Below are 20,031 nucleotides of genomic sequence, written 5' to 3'. Positions count from 1 at the left end.
CGCCCTCGACAAGGAGAACACGATGAACGATGCCGCCAACGCGTCCGGCGCGCCCCTGGTGCTCGGCAGCCCGGTGAGCGAGCTGACCGAGCACTGGAGCGGCGCCGCCTACGTGCCGGGCGACTGGCGCGAAACGACGTCGTTCTACCGTGCCGACCGCGAGCGCGTGCTGTGCATCGGCAAGCAGGTGTGGGAGCGCGACGATGCGCACCCGGTCGGGCTCGGCATGTTTTATTCCCTGTTGACGCAAGCGCTGTTCCCCGGAGAAGGCAACGAAGGCAAGGTGACCGACCTGGCGCCGCACGGCGATGCGCACACCATGCACCTGCCGCCGCTCGCCGTCGAGGCGGCGCTGGCCGGGCGCGACGACATCCGGGTCGATTACCTACCCGACCCCGGCGCCCTGGCCAGGCGCATGCTCGACCTGCTGGCCGGCCAGCGCGTGCTCGGCCTGATCCAGGGCGCGAGCGAATTCGGACCGCGCGCGCTGGGCCACCGCAGCATCCTGGCCGATCCGCGCCGCGCCGCCATGGGCGACTGGATCAATGCGCGCGTCAAGGGGCGCGAATGGTTCCGTCCGCTGGCCGCGGCGGTGCTCGAAGAGCGCGCGGCCGCCTGGTTCGACCTGCCTAGCCCGTCTCCCTTCATGCAGTTCACGGCACCGCTGCGCGCGTCCGCGGTGCCGCAGGTGGCGGCCGTCACCCACGTCGACGGCACGGCGCGCCTGCAGACCGTCGGCGCCGACGACGACCCCTTGCTGCGCCGCCTGCTGGCCGGCTTCGAAGCGCGTACCGGCGTGCCGATCCTGCTCAACACCCCGTTCAACGGCAAGGACGAACCGATCGTGGAAACGCCGTCCGAGGCGCTGGCCGCCTTTTGCCGCATGCCGCTGCACGCGCTGGCACTGCCGCCGTTCCTGGTGACCAAGCGCAGCGAACCGGAGCTGCCCGCATGATGGGCCGATGACGGAGCAAGTCGATATGTACCGCCGTTCCCTGCTGCAACGCCTGGCCCCGTCCACCGTCGTCGTGTTCCGCGCCCTGCAGCTCGGCGACATGCTGTGCGCGGTGCCGGCGCTGCGGGCGCTGCGCGCCGCGCTGCCGCGCGCCCGCATCGCGCTGGTCGGCTTGCCGTGGGCGCAGCAATTCGCCGAGCGCTTCGCGCAGTACGTCGACGAATTCATTCCCTTTCCCGGCCATCCCCTGCTGCCGGAACAGCCGGTGCGGCACGAACTGCTCACCGGTTTCTACAGCAGCCTGTGCGCGCGCCGTTTCGCGCTGGCGATCCAGCTGCACGGCAACGGCGCCGTCAGCAACGACATCGTCGGCGGTTTCGGCGCCGAGGCGATGGCCGGCTTTTGCCGCGGCGAGCCGGTCGCGCGCGAGCACACCGCGCTGTTCACCTATCCCGACACCGGGGCCGAACCCGAGCGCCTGCTGTCCCTGATGCGGCAGCTCGGCGCCAGGGCGGACGGGGCGCACCTGGAATTTCCGCTGCTGCGCCGCGACGAGGACGAACTCGATGCCAGCGGCTTGCGGCGCGGCCTGCAGCCGGGAGACTACTTCTGCATCCACCCCGGCGCGCGCCAGCGCGACAAATGCTGGCCGGCGCGGCATTTTGCCGAGGTCGGCGAACGCCTGGCGGAGGAATTCGGACTGCGGCCGGTGCTGACCGGATCGCCGCAGGAAACCGACCTCACCGCCGAGGTGGCGGCCCGCATGCACACGCAGCAGCCCGCGCTCGATGCGGCCGCGCCGATCTCGATCGGCGCCATGGCCGTCCTGATGCGCGATGCGCGCCTGCTGCTGTGCAACGACACCGGCGTGTCCCACATCGCCGCCGGCCTGAAGCTCAAGAGCGTGGTCATTTTCAGCAAGGCGGACATCGCGCGCTGGGCGCCGCTCGACCGCCATGCGCACCGCTGCATCTGGGACCCGGGCGCGGAGCGCACCGCCGTCGTGCTGCAGCATGCGCGCGCCTTGTTGGCGGGCACGGCGCCCAGCCGGCAGCGTACGGTCGGCATGTGGCCATACTGGTGACGACGGCGCCGGGCGCGCCCGGCAACCATCGGCGGCATTCAGCCACGATCGATCGAGCCGGTTTGCACACGGCGGCGTTGCGCCAGCGCCGCGCGCGCCAGGCCGGCAACCTCGGCCACCCTCACCTCGTCCACGAAGCTGGCGTCGTGCGCACAGCGGCGCGCCAGGTTGTCCTGCCCGCATACCGGACAGCGCGTGCGCGTCGCCAGCGCGGCGTGCAGGCCGGACGGACGCAGGGGCATGCCCTCGACCAGGTTGGTCAGCCAGAAGATGCCGACGCAGGGCACGCCCAGCGCCAGCGCCAGGTGCAGGGGTCCGGTATCGTTCGACACCACCAGCGCCGCCCGCGCCAGCAGGCCGCACAGCCCGCCCAGGCCGAGCGCGCTCGCGGTGCCGTCCAGGCCAGGCGCAGGCGCAGGTGCAGGCACGGGTGCCGGCGCCAGTGGGCCCGCCAGCGTCGTGGCCGGATGATGCATGTGTCCGGCCACCTCCGCCACCAGCCCCGCTTCCTGCGCGGAACCGTTGACGACGATGCGCGCGCCGTCCCGCGCCAGCATGTCGCCGAGTTGGGCGAAGCAGCGCGCCGGCCAGCGGCGGCGCGGGTCGCTCGCGCCCGGCTGCAGCAGCACCAACCTTTCGCCGGCGCCTGGCGCCACGGCGCGCGCCGCCTCGATCCGGTCGGCCGGCGTGAGCGCCAGTTCGGGCAGCGGCAGGTACGTCGGCCAGGCGCCCGCCAGCCCGGCGATTTCCAGCAACGCCAGGCGGCGGTTCACCGGTTCGCGCCAGGGCAGCGAGCAGTCCAGCGCCGCCGCATCCGGCGCGCGCGCGCCGACGCTCACTCGAGCGTCCTGGAGCGGCGCGCCGGATGGCGTTCCAGCGACAGCACGTACGGCGCATCGACGCTGCGCGCGGTGACCGTGGTCGGCAATTCCATGTGGTAGGCGCCGGACGGCAGGATGGCGCAACCGCCGTAGCGCGCCATTACGCGCTGCTGGGCGAGCACGTCCTCGCCGCAATGCTGGGGCGGCAATTCCTGCCAGAAGTCGAAGCCGCCGGCGGCGCGCAGCAAAAAGGTGTCGAACAGCACGCAGCCGCCGACCCAGGCGATCTTGTAGCGCCGCACCGCGGTATCGCCGGTGGCCAGGCGCGTTTGCACGTGGAACAGGTTGGCGGCGCTGTGCAGGTGGTGGCGCGCCCAGGCCGTGCTGCCGGGACGCACCGCTTCCGGCCTGACCGGGCCGTCCCAGAATTCGATGGCTTCCTGCGCCGGCCGCAACTGGCCGAGATAACTCAGGCCGTGCAGCGCGCTGCCGACGAAGCCGCAGCGCTCGGCGCGCAGTACCGCATGCAGGCGCGCGACCATGCCGGGTTCGAGAATGACGTCGTCGTCGAGGAACAGGCAATATGCCGAGCGCACCTGCGCCAGCAAAAAAGCGCGCTGCTCGGCCATGCCCCGGCGCGGGCGTACGAAGGTCTCCACCACGCGGCCGGTGGCGCGCAGGTAGCGCAGCACGGCCTGCACTTCGGCCCGTTCGAAGGCGCCGGCATCGTCCGACTGGTCGGCCACGACGATGCGCAGCTTGGGCCAGGTCTGGCCGCCCAGCGCGGTCAGGGTGACGGCCAGCGCGGCCGGGCGGTTGCAAGTCGGCACCAGTACGTCGATGGTAGCGCCGGCCGGCATGCCCGGCGCGGCGCGCATGCCGGCGCCGCCGGCGTCGCCCGTCCCGGCCGCTCCCTCCCCGGCCAGGCGGCTCATGGCGCCGTCCTGCCGCCGCCCGCCGCCTGCCCGTTCAGCCAGGGATTCAGCGCCGGATCGTTGTACATCTTGAACTGGCGGTACAGCTTGAAATAGGCGTGTCCGGCGCGCGCCTCGTCCAGCAGCGCGTCCAGGCAGGACTGCAGGTCGCGGCGCTGCCCTTGCAGGCGCTCCAGCTTGGCGGCGCAGGCGCGCACGTGGTGCCCGCCGGCGTCCAGCCGCAGGGCCTGCGCGCGCATGTGGTGGATTTTGAGGGACAGGATCGACAGGCGGTCGATCATGGCGCCCGCGGTCTCGCTCGACAGCCTGGCCTCGGGCCGCGCAACGACGTGTTCCAGCGTGGCCAGCAGCGCTTCGTCGATGGCTTCCACCGCATCGTTGCGGCGCTGGTTGTAGCGGTCGATCAGGCGCTTGCCGGCGGCGATGTCGTCCGGCGGCGCGTCGCGCCGGCGCGCGCGGTCTTCCTCGCGCCACAACAAGCCGTTGTAGCGGTGATTGGCGTCGATCCATTGCCACAGGCTGGACGAGGGCTGGGCGTGGGACAGCATCGGCCAGTCGCGCTCGCGCAATTGGCGGTCGTGGAAGGCGGTGATGGAAGCGCCGATCGTGGCAACGGCCGCGGTGGATGCGCCCGGGGCAGATGGTCCTGTAGCGGATGGTCCTGTAGCGGATGTCCCTGTAGCGGATGTGGCGCCGGTTTCGGCTGGCATGACGACTCCGTTCTGAACGAATCAAGCGGAGTTGCTTGGAGCCTTGAAGCGTGCTGGAGTTCGGGGACTTGCACTGTCGCTTGGCACAGCGCAAAGGCGGGACACTGCCCGCCGCGTGCATGCACCCCTTACGCCGCCAGGCGCGCCGTCGGCCGCGCACGCGCCGGCGCCGGCGCTGGCGAGAGCGCGACGGCGACGGCTGCGCCCGCCGCCGCATGCTCGCGCACATCCAGGCGGAACACGCTCACCAGGCGCGCCAGGCCGCCGGCGCGGTCCTGCAGCGCCTGCGCGGCGCCGGCCGCTTCCTCGACCATGGCGGCGTTCTGCTGGGTCACGCGGTCCAGCTGGCTGATGGCATCGTGGATCTGCTCGATGCCCGCGCGCTGTTCCTGGCTGGCGCTGGTGATGTCGCCCATGATGTCGGCCACGCGGTGGATGCTGTCGCACACTTCGCGCATGGTGGCGCCGGCCTGGTCCACCAGGCGGCTGCCGCTGTCGACCTTCTCGACCGAATCCGAGATCAGTTCCTTGACTTCCCTGGCCGCCGCCGCCGCGCGCTGGGCCAGGCTGCGCACTTCGCCGGCCACCACGGCGAAGCCGCGGCCTTGTTCGCCGGCGCGCGCCGCCTCGACGGCCGCGTTCAGCGCCAGGATGTTGGTCTGGAAGGCGATGCCGTCGATGACGGCGATGATGTCGACGATCTTGCGCGCCGAGGCGTTGATCGCGCCCATGGTTTCGACCACCTGCGTGACCGCGGCGCCGCCTTTCAAGGCGACTTCCGACGCCGCGTTCGCCAGGCCGTTGGCCTGGTGCGCGTTGTCGGCGTTCTGCTTGACGGTGGCGCTGAGTTCCTCCACCGAGGCGGCGGTCTCTTCCAGCGTGCCGGCCTGGCGCTCGGTGCGCGAGGACAAGTCCATGTTGCCGGCGCTGATCTGGGTCGAGGCGGCGGCGATGGTGTCTGTGCCGGTGCGCACTTCGCCGACGATGTTGGCCAGGGAGGCATTCATGTCGCGCAGGGCCGCCAGCAGCTGGCCGAACTCGTTGCGCGAGTCCACTTCGATCGCGCCGCTCAGGTCGCCCTGGGCGACGCGGCGGGCGATGGCGACCGCCTGCTGCAGCGGCGTGCCGATGCTGCGCGACAGGAAGATTGCCGCCGCCACGCCGGCCAGGCAGCCGAGCGCGACCGCCGCCAGCATGATGATTTCGCGGTCGGTGGTCTGGGTATGCGCCAGTTGCGCATTGTCGTGGCTGCGCTTGCCGAGGAAGGCCTGCAGTTCGGCATACAAGGGCTGGGCCTTCTTGTAGGTCGGATTGACGTCCTGGATCAGGATGCGCTCGGCCTCGTCCCACTGCCCGCCTTCGATGGCCCTGGCGGCCGCGCCGATGGCCTGCACGCCGAGGCCGGCGCTGGCATCGATCCATTTGCGCACCAGCTCGCGCGCCTCGGGATCTTGCAGCGAGGCGTCGAATTCGGCGCGCGCCCGTTGCAGCGCGCCGGTGTTGTCGGCGATCTGCTTGAAGTGCACCGTCAACGGGTGATCGTGCATCTTGGCATAATCGGTGCCGGGGTTGTGCTGCAGCGCCTGCAACAGCTGGCTGCGGTTGGTTTCCATGTGCAGCATCAGCGTGTTGATCATGACTTGCTGGCGCGCGTCGCGCAGCGACATGCCTTCCAGCACGGACACGGCGTGCTTGGTGGTGGTGTAGCCGAGTGCGCCCACGGCCAGCACTACGCCGATCAACAGGGCGACAACGGACGTGATGACGTATTTGATACGGAAATGTCTCATCGGTTCAGATTCGGAAGAACGGCGCGGAAAAAGGCAGGACGGGCGGCGCCGGCGCTCGCCGGGGTGACGTATCGGCAAAATCCCTCTTGCCGAACGTTGTATTGTCGTTGAAACGGCCAAGTTTTTCCGTGCGGAAATATTACGAATCGTCCAGAATAGATGGCTGACCGGTATTGACCCTAAAAGCATGGACAAGCTCTCGACACTGATCGGCCGCTTCACCTTCAATGCGCGCGTGTTCTTCAACGGCGATTTTTGCGATACGAACCAGTTCCAGGCAGACGGCGCCGCCGGCCACCTGCACCTGGTGCGGCAGGGTCCGGTGGTGTTCGAGCATGCGCACGGCGAACTGCTGCGCGTGGACGAGCCGTCGATGGTGTTCTATCCGCGCGGGATGGCGCACCGGCTGAGCGTACCGGACGGCGCCGCGGCGACGCTGCTGTGCGCCACCATCGCCTTCCAGGACGGCGGCGCCAATCCGCTGGCGCGCGCCCTGCCCGAGTGCATGTGCATTCCCCTGGCCGGGATGGCGCCGATGCGCCACACGCTCGACCTGCTGTTCGCCGAAGCCGCCGTGGAAGCGCAGGGACGCGCGGTGATCCTCGACCGCCTGTGCGACGTGCTGATGATCCAGGTCATCCGCCACGAGTTCGACCAGGGCCACCTGCACGCCGGCGCCCTGGCCGGCCTGGCCGATCGCCAGCTGGGTCCGGTACTCGACGCCATGCACGGCCGCCCGCACGAGTCCTGGCAACTGCAATCGCTGGCGCGGCTGGCCGGCATGTCGCGCGCCCGCTTCACCGAACATTTCCGCACCGTGGTCGGCACCCCGCCCGTGGAATACCTGACGCGCTGGCGCATCGGCCTGGCCTGCAAGCTGCTGCGCAACGGGCTGCCGGTGAAGGTGGTGAGCGCGCAGACCGGCTACACCAGCCCGCCCGCATTCACGCGCGCCTTTACCGAGAATATCGGCATGTCGCCGCGCCAGTGGCTGCGCACCCAGGAAGCGGCAGCGCCGGCGCCTGGCGCCTGACCCTGCCGCCCGGCGCCGGCGCGCCGCGACATCGGTTCAGCTACGGGCCTCGCCATCCGCCGCCTGCATGCGCGCCTTGAACTGGACGATGAAGTCGCGGTAGGCGCCGGCGATGGGCGCCGTCCGATTGACTTCTTGGCGTGCGGAGGATCCGGCTTGCTCCGGCTAAGATGCCGTATCGCCAGGCCGGTACCGCCGCGCCTGCTCCAGCACACCAATCCGGCCCTGGCGGCCGACGAAAGGACGACGATGCAGAGGTTTTTGTTCGCCACCGGGATCGAGAGCAGCTATCCGGTGATCAGCCTGCCGGACGGCACGTCTAAGCGCGTGGACGAGATGGAAAAGAGCGGACATTACCGGCGCTGGAAGGACGACCTCGGGCTGGCGCATTCCCTCGGCGTCGACGCCCTGCGCTACGGGCCGCCGTACTACCGCATCCACCTGGGGCCGGGCCGCTACGACTGGGAATTCACCGACCAGGTGTTCGCCGAGATCAGGCGCCTGGGCCTGGTCCCGATCGTCGATTTGTGCCATTTCGGCGTGCCCGACTGGATCGGCGATTTTCAGAATCCGGATTTTCCGCAGTACTTCGCCGAGTATGCGCGCGCCTTCGCCGAGCGCTTTCCCTGGGTCGCGCTGTACACGCCGGTCAACGAGATGTACGTCGCCGCCAAGTTTTCGGCGCGCAAGGGCCTGTGGAACGAGCGGCAAGCCACCGACCGCGCCTTCGTCACCGCCGTCAAGCACCTGGCCAGGGCGAATATCCTGGCCACCGAGGCGATCCTGCAGGTGCAGCCCGAGGCGCGCTTCGTGCAGAGCGAATCGTCGGAGTACTACCACCCGTCCGGCCCCGACGCCATGGAACACGCCCGCCACCTGAACGAGCTGCGCTTCCTGGCGCTGGACTTCACCTATGGCGTCGACGTCAGCGGCCGCACCTACGAATACCTGATGGACAACGGCCTGACGCGCGAGGAATACCACTTCTTCCTCGACCGCAGCGTCAAGACCCACTGCATCATGGGCAACGACTACTACGCCACCAACGAGCACATCGTCTACCCGGACGGCAAGGTCTACGTGTGCGAGATGTTCGGCTACTACGTCATCACCAAGCAGTACTACGACCGCTACCGCATCCCGGTCATGCACACCGAAACCAACAACCGCGACGAGGGAGCCGGCGAAAAGGATGCGCGCGTGTGGCTGGAAAAGCAGTGGTCGAACCTGCTGCGGCTGAAGGCGGACGGCGTGCCCATCCTTGGCTTCACCTGGTACAGCCTGACCGACCAGGTCGACTGGGACAGTTCGCTGGGCGAGGATGCCGGCCGCGTCAACCACTACGGCCTGTTCGACCTGGAGCGCCGCATGCGCCCGGTCGGCGACGCCTACCGCAACCTGATCCGCACCTGGCGCAGCCAGGTCGACAACGGCTTCATCTGCCTGCGCTGAGCGCCGGCTCGCCCGGCTATGTTGCAAATACAACATTCAAGAGATACCATGCGGCTCTGCACAATTGATAGCGCTAACGCCGGATCGGCACGGCGCCCCGGCTAAACCTTGCCTCGTGCGGATGCCGCCCGCATGAAAGCGGCTGCGGGCTTATTGCTAAGCAGCATGGATAGTGCTTTACAAAGTTTCCAGCCTGTTGAAGACTTGTCATCAAACAAAATGATAGCGCTAACGGTATAGCGCTGACAACGATACACGCCGGAGACGACATGGCCTTACCAAGCAATCCCGCATCTCCCCTGCCGCGTCCGCAGCGCTGGGTGGTCATGGGCGTCTGCGGCTGTGGCAAGAGCACCGTCGGCGCCGCGCTGGCGCAGGCGCTCGGCGTGCGCTACCTCGAAGGCGACGCCTTCCACCCGCCCGCCAACGTGGCCAAGATGTCGGCCGGCCTGCCGCTGGAAGACCGCGACCGCGCCGGCTGGCTGCAGGCCCTGGCCGGCGAGATCCGCGCCGCGCGCGCGCAGGATACCGGCCTGGTGCTGTCCTGCTCGGCGCTCAAGCGCGCCTACCGCGACCTGCTGCGCCAGGCCGACCCGGACCTGCGCTTCGCCCACCTGCAAGGACCGCGCGACCTGATCGCCGCGCGCCTGGCGCAGCGCCGCGGCCACTACATGCCGCCGGCGCTGCTGGACAGCCAGCTGCGCGACCTGCAGCCGCTGCAGGACGACGAGGCCGGGCTGGTCCTCGACATCGGCCAGGCGCCGCAGGCGCTGGTGGCGGCGATCCTGTCCGCCGGCCGCTAGCGCGCGGCGGCAGCCCCGGCAGTACAGGCCATACAAGCACCACCGGCACCACCGGCACCATCGGCAACACCGGCAACAGACCCACGGAAAGGACGGACCGCACAGCAACACGCCGCAACGCATCGCGCAATTCAACGCGCAAGGCATCACGCAATGGATCGACAAGTTCAGGCACAGCCGCCCACCGTCCGAGGCGGCATGCCCACAACACCAATAAGGGAGACAACATGCGTACACCACTGCAAGGCAAACTGATCCACCTCGCCGTTGCCGGCGCCTGCTGCGCGCTGGGCGCGGCTGCCCACGCCCAGGCGCAATCCACGGGCACGGCGCCCGCCGGCGGCGCGCAGCCGCCCGGCACGGCGGCCATCCAGGATGGCGCTGCCGCCGGCCCGGATGCGGCGCAGTCCGCGCCGGCCGGGCCGGTTCCTGCGGCGCCATTATCGGCCCCGGCCACGGCAACCGGCGACACCACGGTGGTGCGCATCTCCGGCTCGCGCATCGCGGCGCGCGGCTTCACCCAGCCGACCCCGACCACCAGCCTGACGGCGGCGGACCTGGAAAAGGCGGCCAAGCCGAACCTGTTCAACACCCTGGCCGAACTGCCCGCGCTGCAGGGCAGCACCGGCCGCACCACCAGCACCAACAGCACCAGCAGCGGTATCCAGGGCTTGTCCTCGCTGTCGCTGCGCGGCCTGGGCACGATCAGGACCCTGACGCTGCTGGACGGCCAGCGCGTGGTCGGCGCCAACGTCACCGGCGTGACCGACGTCAGCCAGTTCCCGCAACTGCTCGTGAAACGCGTGGACGTGGTCACCGGCGGCGCCTCGGCCTCGTACGGCTCGGATGCGGTGGGCGGCGTCGTGAACTTCATCACCGATAAAAAATTCACCGGCTTCAAGGCCAACATCGAAGGCGGCCAGACCTATTACGACGACGACAAGAGCGGCACCCTGCAGGCCGCCTGGGGCCGCGGCTTCATGGGAGACCGGCTGCACGTCACCGTCAGCGGCGAATTCAGCAAGGAAAACGGCATCGATTCGCCCGGCTTCGGCGAGGTCGGCGCCGGCGGGCGCACCTGGTACCGCAATACCGTGTTCCAGCGCCGCACGCTGGCGCAGACGACGGACGGCCTGCCGGAATACCGCGTCATCGACCACGCCCAGCAATACCAGTACGCCAAGTACGGCCTGATCACCAACGGTCCGCTGCAGGGCACTGCCTTCGGCGCCGGCGGCGTACCGTACCAGTTCCAGTACGGCTCGAACGGCGTGCCGACCCGCACCGGCGCGGTGACCAATTGCGTGAATCCGTTCTGCGTGGGCGGCGACCTCAGCGGCAGCGTCGGCGCCGGCACCAACCTGGCGATGAATTTCAAGCGGCAGGTCGCCTACACGCGCCTGTCCTGGGACCTCGACCAGGACAACGAACTCTATGTCACCGCCAACTATGCGCAAGTAAAATCGAACTTCACGCCGAACCCGGGCGCGGCCAAGCAGGCCAACCTGACGATCCAGTGCGACAACGCCTTTTTGCCGGCGTCGATCGCGGCGGCCTGCGCCAGCAACCGCATCGCCAGTTTCCAGTACGGCACCGCCAACGCCGAGTTCCCGGCGAATATCAACGTGCACCCGGTACGCACCCAGCGCCGCTTCGTGCTCGGCGCGGACGGCAAGTTCGGCCTGTTCGGCAAGCAGTGGTCGTACGACGCCTATGCCGAACACGGCGAGAACACCACCGTCATCAACGTCCACGACATCACGCTGAACACGCGCTACAACAATGCCATCGACGCGGTGCGCGACGCCAGCGGCCGCATCGTCTGCCGCAACGCGGTGGCGGCGGCCAGCGGCTGCGTCCCGCTGAACATCATCGGCGACAACCCGGTCGACCCGGCCGCCTGGGCCTACGTGGCGCCGGCCAATGGCCCGGTCCAGCGCACCCGCCAGAAGCAGGACGTGGCCAGCGCTAACGTCAACGGCGAGCTGCTGGAAGGCTGGGCCGGGCCGCTGGCGCTGGCCGCCGGCGCCGAGTGGCGGCGCGAACAATACACGGTGCGCGGCGATGCCTACGGCGCCGGCGTCTCGCCCGACTCGCCCAACAACGCCGCCTACCCGGCCGACCCGACGCTCAACACAACGGTCGGCAACAACTGGTACGCCGGCAACTACCACAACGGCCAGGGCGCCTACAATGTGCGCGAAGCCTACCTGGAACTGAACCTGCCGCTGCTGAAGTCGGCTACCTGGGGCGAAGCCAACCTGAACCTGGCCGACCGCCAGACCCGCTACAGCACCGCCGGCAGCATCGGCAGCTGGAAACTGGGCGCCACCTGGAAGACCGGCATCGACGGCCTGCGCCTGCGCGGCGTGACCTCGAAGGACGTGCGCGCGCCCAACCTGAGCGAGCTGTTCGCGGCGCCGGTGGTCGTCAACAACCAGGTGCAGTACCAGGGCAACGCGATCAGCGTCCAGCAGCGCACCGTCGGCAACACCAACCTGCGCCCCGAGATCGCGCGCAATAACTCTTTCGGCATCGTGCTGAGTCAACCGTCGTGGGCGCCGGGCTTCTCGGCCTCGCTCGACTACTTCGACATCAAGGTCAAGGACGTGATCTCGACCCTGTCGATCCAGCAGGAAGTCGACCTGTGCGCGGCCGGCAACCAGGAAATCTGCTCGGCGATGGTGCTGAACAGCCCGGGCAACAACTACGTCACCGTGCAGAATTTCAACCTGGCCTCGCTGCGCGTGAAGGGTGTCGACATCGAAGGCGCGTACCGCAGCAACCTGGCGCCGCTGAACCTGCCGGGCCGACTCACGCTGCGCGCGCTGGCCACGCGCAACCTGCACTTCATCACCAATTCCGGCGTGGTCGGCACCATCCCGAGCGAGGGCGCGGGCGTCAACCTGGGCAACACGCCGAAGTGGAAGCTGCTGGCCACGCAAACCTGGGACGGGCTGCTGCAGGACAAGCTGAGCCTCACCTTGAGCGAGCGCTGGTTCAGCGACGGCGTGTACAGCAACGAGTACATCGAATGCCAGACCGGCTGCCCGGTATCGACGCTGATCCATCCGACCATCTACGACAACCGCATGAAGGGCGCGACCTACCTCGACTTCGGCGCCGGCTACAACGTGACGAGAGAACTGTCGGTCTACTTCAAGGTGGACAACCTGACCGACCGCGATCCGGAACCTGCGCCGCAGGCCAACCCCAGCTTCGCCATCAATCCGGCGCTGTACGACGTGGTGGGACGCACCTACCGCGCCGGCCTGCGCCTGAACTTCTGATGCGGGTTTTCAAAAGGAGGCCGCCGTGTTGAATCTGTTTTGCGTGCTGCTGGCGGTCGGCCTGCTGACGGTATTGATCGCCTGGGGTAAGGTGCAGCCGCTGATCGCCTTCGTGCTGGCGGCGCTGGCGGCGGCCCTGATGCTGGGCATGCCGCCGGCGAAGATCCCCGGCGCCATCGAAAAGGGCATCGGTGACCTGCTCGGCTCCTTGGTGGTGGTGATCTGCCTGGGCGCCGTGTTCGGCAAGCTGATCGCCGACAGCGGCGCCGCGCGCTGCATCGCCCGCACCCTGGTCGACAAGCTGGGCGCGGCGCGGCTGCCGGTGGCGCTCACCGTCACCGGCTTCGTGGTCGGCCTGCCGCTGTACTACAACGTCGGTTTCGTGCTGATGGTACCGCTGATCTTTTCGCTGGTGGCGGGCTCCGGGCGGCCGGCGGTGGCGCTGGCGGTGCCGCTGCTGGCCGGCCTGTCGATCGCGCACGGCTTCCTGCCCCCGCATCCGTCGCCCACCGCGCTGGTGGCGGCGGTGCATGCCGACATGGGCACGACGCTCATCTATGGCCTGGTCGTGGCGATTCCGACCCTGATCATCGCCGGGCCGCTGTTCGCGATGACGCTGCGCGGCATCCGCGGCCAGCCGGCGGCACTGTTCCGCGGTGCGGCGCAGGCGGATGCGGCGGCGCCGGCCGCCAGCGTGGCGGGCACCGGGTCGCCGGGCATCGACACGCCGGGCGCCTTCAACAGCTTCGCCACCGCGCTGCTGCCGGTGCTGCTGCTGGCCGCGTCGACCCTGCTCACGCTGGCCCGTCCCGAACTAACTAAACCGTTAGCCTTCTTTTCCAGCCCGCTCGTGGTGATGCTGGTCTCCTACGGCGTGGCCATCTGCACGCTCGGGCTGGCGCGCGGGCGCTCGCTGCCCTCGGTGATGGCCGGCGCCCAGGACGCGCTGCGCGAGATCGCGCCGATCCTCCTGATCATCGCCGGCGCCGGCGCCCTGAAACAGGTGCTGGTGGAGTCCGGCGTCAGCGCCGAACTGGGTGCGCAACTGAGCCACCTGCCGGTGCCGCCGCTGCTGCTGGGCTGGGCGGTGGCGACGCTGATCCGCATCTGCCTGGGCTCGGCCACCGTGGCCGGCGTGACGGCGGCCGGCGTGGTCGGCCCGCTGGTGCAGACCTCGGGCTGCGACCCGAACCTGATGGTGCTGGCGGTCGGCGCGGGCAGCCTGATGTGCAGCCACGTCAACGATTCCGGCTTCTGGATGTTCAAGGAATATTTCGGCCTGTCGCTGAAGGACACCTTCCGCTCCTGGTCGATGATGGAAACCCTGGTCGGCGTGTTCGGGCTGCTGTTCGTGCTGCTGCTGTCGATGGTGGTCAAATAAAACAAAAGGAAATCAACGAATGAAGATGCTCCCGAATTCGCGCCCGGTGCCGGCCTTGGCCCCGACCTTGGCGCCCCTGGCGCTGGCCCTGGGCCTGGCCTTCGGCGCCTGCGGCGCGCAGGCCGCGTCCATCCCGGCCTCCGTCTCCGCCTTCCAGCAGATGCCGGACGATCCGCACGCGGTCGTCGTGCGCGCGAAAGGCGACGGCATCGCCGACGACAGCGCCGCCATCCAGCAAGCCATCGACAGCGCCGCCAACAAGGGAGAAGGCGGGCTGGTATTCCTGCCCTCCGGACGCTACCGCATCACGCGCAGCATCCTGATCCCGCTGGCGGTGCGCGTCTACGGCGTCGGCAAGACACGTCCGGTGTTCGTGCTGGCGCCGAACACGCCGGGCTTCCAGCAGGGCGTGGCCAACATGGTGATCTTTACGGGCGGCGACCAGTACACGGTCGGCAAGGTGCCGATGCCGGTGCCGAGCGCGGTGCCGTTCAAGGGCGACGTGCGCGACGCCAATTCCGCCACCTTCTATTCCGCCCTGTCCAACGTCGACTTCGACATCGGCGCCGGCAACCCGGCCGCCGCCGCGGTGCGCATGCACACCGCCCAGCACTCGAACCTGAGCCACATCGATTTCCACACCGGCTCCGGCCTGGCCGGCGTCTACCAGGTCGGCAACGTCGCCTACGATCTGCGCTTCTTCGGCGGGCGCTACGGCATCCTCAGCGAAAAGACCTCGCCGGCCTGGCAATTCACCCTGCTCGATTCGCATTTCGAGGGCCAGCGCGAGGCCGCCATCCGCGAACACGAGGCCGGCCTCACGCTGGTCAATACCGAAATCCGCGACACCCCGGTCGGCATCGACATCGACCGCGGCTACGGCGACTGGCTGTGGGGGCGCGACGTGCGCTTCGAGAACGTGTCGAAGGCGGCACTGGTGATCAGCAACGAGGACAACGTCTACACGCAAGTCGGCTTCGAGGGCGCCTCGGCGCGCAACGTGCCGACCTGGGCGCGCATGCGCGACAGCGGCAAGACCCTGAACGGCGCGGGCCGCAACTACCGCGTCGACGCCTTCAACTACGGCCTCACCCTGCAGGACATGGGCACGCCGGGCCGCTTCGCCGTCGACTACAAGACCTCCGCCTTGCCGGCCGCGCCGGCGGCGGCGCCCGCGCCCGCCCTGCGTTCGCTGCCGCCGAGCGCGCAATGGGCCAACGTGCGCAGCTTCGGCGCGCGCGGCGACGGCAAGACCGACGACACCGCCGCGATCCAGAAGGCGATCGACGGCAACCGCGTGGTCTACCTGCCGCTCGGCTTCTATCTCGTCAACGACACCATCCGCCTGAAACCGGACACGGTGCTGGTCGGCCTGCATCCGGGCCTGACCCAGCTGGTGCTGCCGAACGGCGCGCCCGCGTTCCAGGGCGTCGACGGCCCGAAAGCGCTGTTGGAAAGCGCGCGCGGCGGCGACGCCATCGTGTCCGGCATCGGCCTGGCTACCGGCGAAGTCAACCCGCGCGCGGTGGCGCTGCTGTGGCGCGCCGGCGAACGATCGCTGGTGGACGACGTGCGCATCCAGGGCGGCCACGGCACGCGCACCGCCGACGGCAACCGCAACGACCCGTACAAGAAGGATGCGAACTTCGACACCACCGCCTGGTGGGACCGCCAGTATCCGAGCGTGTGGGTGACGGACGGCGGCGGCGGCACCTTTTCCGGCATCTGGACGCCGAGCGGCTACGCCCAGGCCGGCTTCTACGTTAGCAACACCAGCACGCCCGGCCACGTGTATGAACTCTCGGCCGAGCACCACGTGCGCGCCGAGATCGTGCTGGACGGGGTGAAGAACTGGGAATTCCTGGCGCCGCAGACCGAGGAAGAGGTACGCGACGGCATGGACTCGGTCTCGCTCGAGATCCGCAATTCCAGCAAGCTGCTGTTCGCGAACTACCACGCCTACCGCGTCACGCGCTCGATCAAGCCGGCGCCCGCGGCCGTGAAAATCACCAATTCCAGCGACATCCGCTTCCGCAACGTGCACGTCAACGGCGAGAGCGGCTTCGCCACCTGCGACGACAACGGCTGCGCCACCTACCTGCGCGCCTCCAAGTACCCGTACGAGAACGCCATCGTCGACGTGACCCGCAACCTGCAGGTGCGCGAGCGCGAATTCGCGGTGCTCGACTACAGCGGCAGGCAGGCCGCTGCGCCGGCGCCCAGCGGCCAGGTCGAAAAGCTGGCCGACGGCTTTTATTCGATCGCCGGCGGCGCGGTGGACGCCAACGGCAAACTGTATTTCGTGGACCGCCACTGGCGCCGCATCCACGGCTGGAGCCGGGAACAAGGCTTGACGGTGGAACGCGACGCGCCACTCGATCCGGTCAACCTGGCGATCGACCGCAGCGGCAACCTGATGGTGCTGTCGAGCTACGGGCCGGAAGCGACCGTGTACGCCTTCAAGCCGGGCACGCCGGCGACAAGCATCACCGTGATCAAGCCGACGCCGGTGATGCAGCGCGCCGGCGCGCGCGTGGCGGTGCCGGTCAACTTCTGGCAGAACGGCGAGTTCCAGGACCAGATCGACCCGAAGACCTACGAATTCACCACGCTGGCCACCATGTTCAAGCGCGACGTGGCGCTGCCCAAGGCGCGCGAATACGTGTCGCCGGACGGCAGCCTGGTGCTGCCGGCCTACCGCGTGCTGCGCCAGGGCAGCGCCGATCACCTCGGCTACCGCTGGTCGGACACGCTCGACACCCACGGCTTCGTCAGCGCGCCGGCGGGCGAGCGCGTGGTGTTCACCAACGGCTCGGAAAACCGTACCTTCAGCGGCTTGATGGGAGCAGGCGGCGCCATCACCGACCTGAAACAGGTGGCCGACCGCGGCGGAGAGAGCGCAGCAATGGGGCCGGACGGCAAGGTGTACGTGGCCAACGGCCAGGTGTTCGTGTACGGCGCCGACGGCAAGCCAAGCGGACGCATCGACGTGCCGGAACGGCCGCTGCAGCTGCTGTTCGGCGGCCCGGACCGGCGCACGCTGTTCATCCTGACCCATCACAGCCTGTATGCGGCGCGCGTGGAGTGACCGAAGCATGCAACGATCGCACACGATGCGCCGCATCGCCGCGGCCGCCTTCTGCACCCTGCTGGTGCTGCCCGGCGCCGGCGCCCTGGCCCAGCAGGACGCGCCGCCGGTGTTTCAGCTGTGGCCGGACGGCACGCCGGGGTCGGCCAAGCGCCACGGCGAGGCGGAAAAGCTGGCCGACGGCGCCTACGTCAGCAACGTCCACGACCCCTCGCTGACGGTCATGCGCGCCGACCCGCGCCACGCCAACGGCGCCGCCGTGATCGTGGTGCCTGGCGGCGGCCACCGCATGCTGGTGTTCCAGAACGAAGGCATGCTGGCGGCGCAGCACCTGAAGCGCCTGGGCGTGTCCGCCTTCGTATTGAAATACCGGCTGGCGCGCGATCCGCAATCGCGTTCCGATGCGGGCGCGGGCTACAGCATCGAAGGCGACGCCGCCGCCGACCTGCGCCGCGCGGTGCGTTGGGTGCGCGCGCACGCGGCCGCGTACGGCGTCGATCCGCAGCGCATCGGCGTGATGGGTTTTTCGGCCGGCGGCGAGCTGGTGACGCTGGTGGCGGACAATCCCGAACCCGCCGCGCCGGCGTCCAGCAGGCGCGATGCGCTGGACGGACAAAGCGGCCGCCCCGACTTCCAGGTGCTGGTGTATCCGGGCCCGCTGGGCGTGCCGGCCAAGGCGATAAGGGAGGCGCCGCCGGCCTTCCTGGTGGCGGGTTCGCGCGACGCCTGCTGCATGGCGCCGGCGCTCGACTTGTACCGGCAATTGACGGCGGCCGGCGTGTCGGCCGAACTGCACCTGTACGCCGACACCGGGCACGCCTTCAACCTGGGCCAGCGCGGCGAGCGCGTCTCGCTGCAGCACTGGCCGGACCGGCTGGCAGACTGGCTGTCCGACGGCGGCTGGCTGACGGCACGCAACGGGCGCAAGCCGGAAGGCGTGCCGGCGCCATGACAAAGAAAGCGCACATGAAGAATGCGATCCTGGCCCTGGGCGCGGCGGCGCTGCTGGCCGCCGCCCCCTTTACTTGTGCGGAGAGCCAGTACAAGCTGCTGGTGCTGGCGATTCCCAACAAGTACCACTACGAATACATCCCGGTGGCGCGCGACAGCCTGGAGCGGCTGGCCAAGCTGCACGCCTTCGAATTCACCTACGCCAACAATACCGGCGTCTTCGACGGCGACTTGCGGCAGTACGCGGCGGTGGTGTTCCTGAATACGCCGGGCGAGGAACTCAATCCATCCCAGCGCGCCCGCTTCGAAGCCTATATGCGCGGCGGCGGCAACGCGGTGGTGGTGCACCGCGCCGCCATCACGCCGCCGAGCGCGGTGCCGAACCCGGCGCCGAACGCCTGGCCCTGGTACGAGCGCCTGGTCGGCCGCACTTTCAAAATCCACCCGATGCTGCAGACCGCCGCGGTGGACGTGGTCGATCGGGACTTCCCGGCCGCCTGCGGCCTGCCGCCGCGCTGGATCTGGAGCGACGAGTGGTACGAGACCACCGATCCGTACAAGGTGGCGATCCGGCCGGTCCTGAACGTGGACGAGAGCAGCTACGACCCGACGAAAATCTGGCCGGGCCAGGTCGCCACCGGCATGGGCAAGAGCCACCCGGTGGCCTGGTACCACCGCTACGAGGGGGGCCGGGTGTTCGTCACCCTGCTTGGCCACGACGTCGCGATGTACAAGGACCCGCAGTACTTGTCTCACCTGATGGGCGGCATCTGGTGGGCCGCCACCGGCAAGGGCCAGCGCACCGACTAGGACTTGAGGAAGTCCAGCATCAGCGCGTTCAACTGCTGCGCATGGGTGGCCGCGAAGCCATGCGGCGCGCCCGCGATCACTTCCAGGCGGCTGCCCGCGATCAGTTCGTGCGAACGCTGGCCCGAGACTTCGATCGGCACGACCTGGTCGGCGTCGCCGTGCACCACCAGCGTCGGCACCGTGAATTTGGCCAGGTCGGCGCGGAAGTCGGTGGTGCCGAAAGCGACGATGCATTGCGCGGTGGCCAGCGGCGAGGCGGCCCAGGCGATCCACTTGCTAAAGGAGAGCAGTTCCTTGCCCTTGTCGTCACCGGCGTCCAGGCCATAGAAGGTGGGGAAGAAGCCGCCCAGGAAGCCGATGCGGTCGCTCTTGACACCGTCGAGCATGCCGTCGAATACCGACTTGTCGACGCCTTCCGGGTTGTCGGCGGTCTTCAGCAGGAACGGCGGCACCGCGCCCAGCAGCATGGCCTTGGCGATACGGTCGCTGCCGTAGCGGCCGATGTAGCGCGCCACCTCGCCGCCGCCCATCGAGAAGCCGGCGATGACGGCGTCGCGCAGGTCGAGCTGCGTGATGAGGTCGTTCAGGTCGGCGGCGAAGGTGTCGTAGTCGTAGCCGCCGGTCGGGTGGCTGGAGTCGCCGAAGCCGCGCCGGTCGTAGGCGATGACGCGATAGCCGGCCTCGGACAGGGCGGTGATCTGCGATTCCCACATGCGGTGGCTGAGCGGCCAGCCGTGGATCAGCACCACGGGCTGGCCCTGGCCCTGTTCGTAGTAGTACAGGTCGGTGGCATCGGGGCCGGACGTTTCGATATAAGGCATGCGTGCTCCTTTCGCTGGTCAGGGGTGAAGGAAATCCAGTATAGGATGTCCCAGCCCAGCGATTCGCACGCTTGCCTGTCGAAAACAGGCGTCGGCCGCAGCCGGCG

At 69.0% G+C, this 20,031-nt stretch carries 15 protein-coding genes; 10 read left to right on the top strand and 5 right to left on the bottom strand.

Going from position 1 to position 20,031, the window contains the following annotated elements; genetic code table 11:
- The first annotated feature begins 22 nt into the window (after positions 1-22).
- Together HH212_RS09355 and HH212_RS09350 are read left to right on the top strand one after the other, a co-directional pair.
- Entirely contained in the window at positions 23-955 is a 933-nt protein-coding gene (locus HH212_RS09355) for a carbamoyltransferase C-terminal domain-containing protein (protein WP_229217646.1), read from the top strand.
- Between the two features lie 25 nt (positions 956-980).
- Entirely contained in the window at positions 981-2,039 is a 1,059-nt protein-coding gene (locus tag HH212_RS09350) for a glycosyltransferase family 9 protein (RefSeq protein ID WP_170202234.1), read from the top strand.
- 38 nt (positions 2,040-2,077) lie between these two features.
- Here HH212_RS09350 and HH212_RS09345 read toward each other — a convergent pair whose 3' ends face one another.
- The 4 genes from HH212_RS09345 to HH212_RS27700 form a co-directional block, all read right to left on the bottom strand.
- Positions 2,078-2,878: a glycosyltransferase family 9 protein gene (locus HH212_RS09345; protein WP_169433511.1), complete on the bottom strand. Its 801-nt coding sequence runs from the start codon at positions 2,876-2,878 to the stop codon at positions 2,078-2,080.
- Positions 2,875-3,795, bottom strand: coding sequence for a glycosyltransferase family 2 protein (locus HH212_RS27280; protein ID WP_229217645.1), 921 nt, complete (start codon positions 3,793-3,795; stop codon positions 2,875-2,877). Before HH212_RS27280 ends, HH212_RS09345 begins: the two co-directional genes overlap by 4 nt.
- Complete coding sequence (locus HH212_RS27275; protein ID WP_170202233.1) at positions 3,792-4,505, bottom strand: DUF4254 domain-containing protein; 714 nt, start codon at positions 4,503-4,505, stop codon at positions 3,792-3,794. The genes HH212_RS27280 and HH212_RS27275 overlap by 4 nt, the downstream gene beginning before the upstream one ends.
- Positions 4,506-4,633: 128 nt before the next feature.
- On the bottom strand, positions 4,634-6,295 hold the full coding sequence (locus tag HH212_RS27700) for a methyl-accepting chemotaxis protein (RefSeq protein WP_170202232.1): 1,662 nt from the start codon (positions 6,293-6,295) through the stop codon (positions 4,634-4,636).
- 187 nt (positions 6,296-6,482) lie between these two features.
- Here HH212_RS27700 and HH212_RS09325 point away from each other — a divergent pair, with 187 nt between their 5' ends.
- The 8 genes from HH212_RS09325 to HH212_RS09290 all read left to right on the top strand — a co-directional run bounded on the left by HH212_RS09325 (position 6,483) and on the right by HH212_RS09290 (position 19,103).
- On the top strand, positions 6,483-7,328 hold the full coding sequence (locus HH212_RS09325; protein WP_170202231.1) for an AraC family transcriptional regulator: 846 nt from the start codon (positions 6,483-6,485) through the stop codon (positions 7,326-7,328).
- A gap of 249 nt (positions 7,329-7,577) precedes the next feature.
- Entirely contained in the window at positions 7,578-8,780 is a 1,203-nt protein-coding gene (locus HH212_RS09320) for a family 1 glycosylhydrolase (protein WP_170202230.1), read from the top strand.
- Positions 8,781-9,049: 269 nt separating this feature from the next.
- Positions 9,050-9,583, top strand: a complete 534-nt coding sequence (locus HH212_RS09315) for a gluconokinase (protein ID WP_229217644.1) — start codon at positions 9,050-9,052, stop codon at positions 9,581-9,583.
- Between the two features lie 227 nt (positions 9,584-9,810).
- A complete protein-coding gene (locus HH212_RS09310) occupies positions 9,811-12,873 on the top strand; it encodes a TonB-dependent receptor domain-containing protein (protein ID WP_170202229.1) in 3,063 nt (1,020 codons plus the stop codon).
- A 25-nt stretch (positions 12,874-12,898) separates the two neighbouring features.
- The gene (locus HH212_RS09305; protein WP_170202228.1) at positions 12,899-14,254 is read left to right on the top strand and encodes a gluconate:H+ symporter; all 1,356 of its coding nucleotides are present in this window, start codon (positions 12,899-12,901) and stop codon (positions 14,252-14,254) included.
- Between the two features lie 19 nt (positions 14,255-14,273).
- Positions 14,274-17,342 carry a glycosyl hydrolase family 28-related protein gene (locus HH212_RS09300; RefSeq protein ID WP_229217643.1) on the top strand — a complete coding sequence of 1,023 codons (3,069 nt, stop codon included), beginning with the start codon at positions 14,274-14,276 and terminating at the stop codon, positions 17,340-17,342.
- 7 nt (positions 17,343-17,349) lie between these two features.
- Entirely contained in the window at positions 17,350-18,294 is a 945-nt protein-coding gene (locus tag HH212_RS09295) for an alpha/beta hydrolase (RefSeq protein WP_229217642.1), read from the top strand.
- Positions 18,295-18,308: 14 nt separating this feature from the next.
- Positions 18,309-19,103, top strand: a complete 795-nt coding sequence (locus tag HH212_RS09290; protein WP_170202227.1) for a ThuA domain-containing protein — start codon at positions 18,309-18,311, stop codon at positions 19,101-19,103.
- Here the strand turns inward: HH212_RS09290 and HH212_RS09285 are convergent.
- Entirely contained in the window at positions 19,100-19,924 is an 825-nt protein-coding gene (locus tag HH212_RS09285; protein ID WP_170202226.1) for an alpha/beta fold hydrolase, read from the bottom strand. The genes HH212_RS09290 and HH212_RS09285 overlap by 4 nt on opposite strands.
- Positions 19,925-20,031 lie beyond the last annotated feature (107 nt).

It is taken from the genome of Massilia forsythiae (assembly GCF_012849555.1).
In the GTDB taxonomy this organism is placed as follows: Bacteria; Pseudomonadota; Gammaproteobacteria; order Burkholderiales; family Burkholderiaceae_D; genus Telluria; species Telluria forsythiae.
The sequence above is the reverse complement of the archived record's forward strand: the minus strand, read 5'-3'. Positions and strand labels throughout refer to the sequence as shown.

Excerpts from the sequence above, each read along its gene's own strand:
- HH212_RS09355 (WP_229217646.1), top strand. The coding sequence starts at position 23 with ATGAACGATGCCGCCAACGCGTCCGGCGCGCCCCTGGTGCTCGGCAGC.
- HH212_RS09295 (WP_229217642.1), top strand. The coding sequence starts at position 17,350 with ATGCAACGATCGCACACGATGCGCCGCATCGCCGCGGCCGCCTTCTGC.
- HH212_RS09300 (WP_229217643.1), top strand. The coding sequence starts at position 14,274 with ATGAAGATGCTCCCGAATTCGCGCCCGGTGCCGGCCTTGGCCCCGACC.
- HH212_RS09310 (WP_170202229.1), top strand. The coding sequence starts at position 9,811 with ATGCGTACACCACTGCAAGGCAAACTGATCCACCTCGCCGTTGCCGGC.
- HH212_RS09285 (WP_170202226.1), bottom strand. The coding sequence starts at position 19,924 with ATGCCTTATATCGAAACGTCCGGCCCCGATGCCACCGACCTGTACTAC.
- HH212_RS27275 (WP_170202233.1), bottom strand. The coding sequence starts at position 4,505 with ATGCCAGCCGAAACCGGCGCCACATCCGCTACAGGGACATCCGCTACA.
- HH212_RS09290 (WP_170202227.1), top strand. The coding sequence starts at position 18,309 with ATGAAGAATGCGATCCTGGCCCTGGGCGCGGCGGCGCTGCTGGCCGCC.
- HH212_RS27700 (WP_170202232.1), bottom strand. The coding sequence starts at position 6,295 with ATGAGACATTTCCGTATCAAATACGTCATCACGTCCGTTGTCGCCCTG.
- HH212_RS09315 (WP_229217644.1), top strand. The coding sequence starts at position 9,050 with ATGGCCTTACCAAGCAATCCCGCATCTCCCCTGCCGCGTCCGCAGCGC.
- HH212_RS09325 (WP_170202231.1), top strand. The coding sequence starts at position 6,483 with ATGGACAAGCTCTCGACACTGATCGGCCGCTTCACCTTCAATGCGCGC.
- HH212_RS09350 (WP_170202234.1), top strand. The coding sequence starts at position 981 with ATGTACCGCCGTTCCCTGCTGCAACGCCTGGCCCCGTCCACCGTCGTC.
- HH212_RS27280 (WP_229217645.1), bottom strand. The coding sequence starts at position 3,795 with ATGAGCCGCCTGGCCGGGGAGGGAGCGGCCGGGACGGGCGACGCCGGC.
- HH212_RS09320 (WP_170202230.1), top strand. The coding sequence starts at position 7,578 with ATGCAGAGGTTTTTGTTCGCCACCGGGATCGAGAGCAGCTATCCGGTG.